Below are 5,361 nucleotides of genomic sequence, written 5' to 3'. Positions count from 1 at the left end.
CCTTGTGGGGTGTGGCTGTGCTGACCGTCCGGTTGGTGGGGTCGCATGTCTGTGAGGGGTTGTTTGGACGGACTTAATCATCAGATTGGTCTGGCCGGTATCATTGTTCATGCTCGCCTTTGGGTGGGTGTGGATGTTTCTCTTTTACGGAGAGTTTGATCCTGGCTCAGGACGAACGCTGGTGGCGTGCTTAACACATGCAAGTCGAACGGTGAAGCCCCTTCGGGGGTGGATCAGTGGCGAACGGGTGAGTAACACGTGAGCAACCTGCCCCCTACTTCGGGATAAGCCTTGGAAACGGGGTCTAATACCGGATATGAACACTTGCCGCATGGTGGGTGTTGGAAAGTTTTTCGGTGGGGGATGGGCTCGCGGCCTATCAGCTTGTTGGTGGGGTAATGGCCTACCAAGGCGTCGACGGGTAGCCGGCCTGAGAGGGCGACCGGCCACACTGGGACTGAGACACGGCCCAGACTCCTACGGGAGGCAGCAGTGGGGAATATTGCACAATGGGCGAAAGCCTGATGCAGCGACGCCACGTGAGGGATGACGGCCTTCGGGTTGTAAACCTCTTTCAGCAGGGAAGAAGCGAGAGTGACGGTACCTGCAGAAGAAGCGCCGGCTAACTACGTGCCAGCAGCCGCGGTAATACGTAGGGCGCAAGCGTTGTCCGGAATTATTGGGCGTAAAGAGCTCGTAGGCGGTCTGTCGCGTCTGGTGTGAAATCCCATGGCTCAACTGTGGGCTTGCATCGGGTACGGGCAGACTAGAGTGCTGTAGGGGAGACTGGAATTCCTGGTGTAGCGGTGGAATGCGCAGATATCAGGAGGAACACCGATGGCGAAGGCAGGTCTCTGGGCAGTTACTGACGCTGAGGAGCGAAAGCATGGGGAGCGAACAGGATTAGATACCCTGGTAGTCCATGCCGTAAACGTTGGGCACTAGGTGTGGGGCCAGTTCCACTGGTTCTGTGCCGCAGCTAACGCATTAAGTGCCCCGCCTGGGGAGTACGGCCGCAAGGCTAAAACTCAAAGGAATTGACGGGGGCCCGCACAAGCGGCGGAGCATGCGGATTAATTCGATGCAACGCGAAGAACCTTACCAAGGCTTGACATGTACGAGAACGCGTTAGAGATAACGAACTCTTTGGACACTCGTACACAGGTGGTGCATGGTTGTCGTCAGCTCGTGTCGTGAGATGTTGGGTTAAGTCCCGCAACGAGCGCAACCCTTATCCTATGTTGCCAGCGGGTTATGCCGGGGACTCATGGGAGACTGCCGGGGTCAACTCGGAGGAAGGTGGGGATGACGTCAAATCATCATGCCCCTTATGTCTTGGGCTTCACGCATGCTACAATGGCCGGTACAGAGGGCTGCGATACCGTGAGGTGGAGCGAATCCCAAAAAGCCGGTCTCAGTTCGGATCGGGGTCTGCAACTCGACCCCGTGAAGTCGGAGTCGCTAGTAATCGCAGATCAGCAACGCTGCGGTGAATACGTTCCCGGGCCTTGTACACACCGCCCGTCAAGTCACGAAAGTTGGTAACACCCGAAGCTCACGGCCCAACCCCTTGTGGGAGGGAGTGGTCGAAGGTGGGACTGGCGATTGGGACTAAGTCGTAACAAGGTAGCCGTACCGGAAGGTGCGGCTGGATCACCTCCTTTCTAAGGAGCTCATCTCCATCAGGCCCCACATAGTAGGGGTCGCCGGCTGTCTCTTCGGAGCAGGGCTGGTGCTGGTGGCAGAGGCCACGCACGGGCCGCATGTGCTCGTGGTGGTTGCTCATGGGTGGAACATTGACGAAGAGCTGCTCGTGCAGCGGACGAGGCCAGTACGCCCCCTGGGGGGTTGGAACGCCGAGGTCGTTGTGGGAGTGGTTCGCCGAGCACACTGTTGGGTCCTGAGGCAACCGGCCGAAGGATCGAGCCACGATGTCTTGTTGCGTGTGGTGCCCCTGGTGGGTGCCGGCGTGGTGAGGTGGGTGGGTTGGTCTTGAGGGTTGGTGTTTCTGGAGGTACGGGTCATCGGGTCGTGGGTATACCAGCCGGCTTGCTGGTGGTGGTGTCCGCGGATCTGCCTGGTGGGTTCGTCCGTTGCTTGAGAACTGCATAGTGGACGCGAGCATCTTTGAATTTTTCCAAGATTGCGACCGTGAAACAAGGGATGCCATGGGCTTAGGTTCGTGGTGTTTGTTGTCTCGGTCTGTTCTTGGTTTCTGTGATTGTAGGTTTGTTGAAGTTTTTTAGGGCACATTGGTGGATGCCTTGGCACTAGGAGCCGAAGAAGGACGTTGTAGCCTGCGATAATCCTCGGGGAGTTGGCAGACGAGCTGTGATCCGAGGGTCTCCGAATGGGGGAACCCAGCCGAAGTCATGTTCGGTTACCCGCGCCTGAATGTATAGGGCGTGTGGAGGGAACGTCGGGAAGTGAAACATCTCAGTACCGACAGGAAGAGATATTCCGTGAGTAGTGGCGAGCGAAAGCGGATGAGGCCAAACCGTATGCGTGTCAAGCTGTCAGGCGTTGCGTGTGCGGGGTTGTGGGACCTTCCGTAGAGATCTGACAATCTCTGGACCAGTCAGAAAGTCGTGTCATAGTCGAACCGGGTTGAATACCGGACCGTAGTGGGTGGGAGTCCCGTAGACGAAATGGTGCGGCCTGGTGGAGGGGATCCCAAGTAGCACGGGGCCCGTGAAATCTCGTGTGAATCTGGCAAGACCACTTGCTAAGCCTAAATACTACCTAGTGACCGATAGCGGACAAGTACCGTGAGGGAAAGGTGAAAAGTACCCCGGGAGGGGAGTGAAATAGTACCTGAAACCGTGTGCCTACAATCCGTCGGAGCCTCCTTTGCAGGGGTGACGGCGTGCCTTTTGAAGAATGAGCCTGCGAGTTAGTGCTCGGTGGCGAGGTTAACCCGTGTGGGGTATCCGTAGCGAAAGCGAGTCCGAATAGGGCGATTGAGTCGCCGGGTCTAGACCCGAAGCGAAGTGATCTAGCCATGGGCAGGTTGAAGCGCCGGTAAGACGGCGTGGAGGACCGAACCCACCAGGGTTGAAAACCTGGGGGATGACCTGTGGTTAGGGGTGAAAGGCCAATCAAACTTCGTGATAGCTGGTTCTCCCCGAAATGCATTTAGGTGCAGCGTCGCGTGTTTCTTGCCGGAGGTAGAGCTACTGGATGGCTAATGGGCCTCACCAGGTTACTGACGTCAGCCAAACTCCGAATGCCGGTAAGTGCAAGCGCGGCAGTGAGACTGCGGGGGATAAGCTCCGTGGTCGAGAGGGAAACAGCCCAGATCACCGGCTAAGGCCCCTAAGCGTGTGCTCAGTGGGAAAGGATGTGGAGTTGCACAGACAACCAGGAGGTTGGCTTAGAAGCAGCCACCCTTGAAAGAGTGCGTAATAGCTCACTGGTCAAGTGATTCCGCGCCGACAATGTAGCGGGGCTCAAGCACACCGCCGAAGCCGTGGCACTCATACGTTAGCCCAGCACCAGACTTGTTCTGTGTGTTCAGGTGTGTGGGTGGGTAGGGGAGCGTCGTGTGGGCAGTGAAGTCGCGGAGTGATCCAGCGGTGGAGCCTACACGAGTGAGAATGCAGGCATGAGTAGCGAATGACGGGTGTGAATCCCGTCCGCCGAATGACCAAGGGTTCCAGGGCCAGGTTCATCCGCCCTGGGTAAGTCGGGACCTAAGGCGAGGCCGACAGGCGTAGTCGATGGACAAGGAGTTGATATTCTCCTACCGGCGAAGTACCGCCCATACCGAGTCCGGTGATACTAACCACCCCAAACCCGCACCGTGGTCTTCGGACCGCATCGTGGGCCAGGCGTGGGACCTGATCCGGTAGTAGGTAAGCGTGTTAACAGGGGTGACGCAGGAAGGTAGCCAGGCGTGGCGATGGTTGTCCACGTCCAAGGTCGTAGCCCGTCTCATAGGCAAATCCGTGAGACATCAGGGTGAGAGCTGATAGTGACCGCGTATGCGGGAATCTGGTGATCCTATGCTGCCTAGAAAAGCCTCGACGCGAGGGACTAGCCGCCCGTACCCTAAACCGACTCAGGTGGTCAGGTAGAGAATACTAAGGCGATCGAGCTAATCGTGGTTAAGGAACTCGGCAAAATGCCCCCGTAACTTCGGGAGAAGGGGGGCCTGAACTGTTAACCCACTTGCTGGGGGACGCGGGGAGGGCCGCAGAGACCAGGGAGAAGCGACTGTTTACTAAAAACACAGGTCCGTGCGAAGTCGCAAGACGATGTATACGGACTGACGCCTGCCCGGTGCTGGAAGGTTAAGAGGACGAGTCAGCCCTTGGGCGAAGCTCAGAATTTAAGCCCCAGTAAACGGCGGTGGTAACTATAACCATCCTAAGGTAGCGAAATTCCTTGTCGGGTAAGTTCCGACCTGCACGAATGGCGTAACGACTTCTCCGCTGTCTCAACCGCGAACTCGGCGAAATTGCACTACGAGTAAAGATGCTCGTTACGCGCAGCAGGACGGAAAGACCCCGGGACCTTTACTATAGCTTGGTATTGGTGTTCGGTGCGGTTTGTGTAGGATAGGTGGGAGGCTGTGAAGCTCGGGCGCCAGCTCGGGTGGAGCCATTGTTGAAATACCACTCTGATCGCTTCGGATGTCTAACCTCGGTCCGTGATCCGGATCAGGGACAGTGCCTGGTGGGTAGTTTAACTGGGGCGGTTGCCTCCTAAAATGTAACGGAGGCGCTCAAAGGTTCCCTCAGCCTGGTTGGCAATCAGGTGTCGAGTGCAAGTGCACAAGGGAGCTTGACTGTGAGACCGACAGGTCGAGCAGGGACGAAAGTCGGAACTAGTGATCCGGCGGTGGCTTGTGGAAGCGCCGTCGCTCAACGGATAAAAGGTACCCCGGGGATAACAGGCTGATCTTGCCCAAGAGTCCATATCGACGGCATGGTTTGGCACCTCGATGTCGGCTCGTCGCATCCTGGGGCTGGAGTAGGTCCCAAGGGTTGGGCTGTTCGCCCATTAAAGCGGTACGCGAGCTGGGTTTAGAACGTCGTGAGACAGTTCGGTCCCTATCCGCTGCGCGCGCAGGAAACTTGAGAAGGGCTGTCCCTAGTACGAGAGGACCGGGACGGACGAACCTCTGGTGTGCCAGTTGTTCCGCCAGGAGCACGGCTGGTTGGCTACGTTCGGAAGGGATAACCGCTGAAAGCATCTAAGCGGGAAGCCTGCTTCGAGATGAGGTTTCCATACACCCCTTGTGGTGTGAGAGGCACCCAGCAGACCACTGGGTTGATAGGCCGGATGTGGAAGACAGGACTAAAGACTGTCGGAGCTGACCGGTACTAACCTGCCAACAACTTCACAACACACCATCAC

2 rRNA genes are annotated in these 5,361 nt (G+C 57.3%); both read left to right on the top strand.

Annotated elements, in window-relative coordinates:
• Positions 1-143 precede the first annotated feature (143 nt).
• Positions 144-1,664: ribosomal RNA gene (locus tag IE250_RS24265) — 16S ribosomal RNA — on the top strand.
• 566 nt (positions 1,665-2,230) lie between these two features.
• Positions 2,231-5,351 (top strand): 23S ribosomal RNA (locus tag IE250_RS24260).
• Together the 16S and 23S rRNA genes form the textbook arrangement of a ribosomal RNA operon.
• The last annotated feature ends 10 nt before the right edge of the window (positions 5,352-5,361 follow it).

It is taken from the genome of Promicromonospora soli, from assembly GCF_014653785.1.
Taxonomy (GTDB): Bacteria; Actinomycetota; Actinomycetes; order Actinomycetales; family Cellulomonadaceae; genus Promicromonospora; species Promicromonospora soli.
Note: the sequence above shows the minus strand (reverse complement) of the source record. Positions and strands in the feature narration are given on the sequence as shown.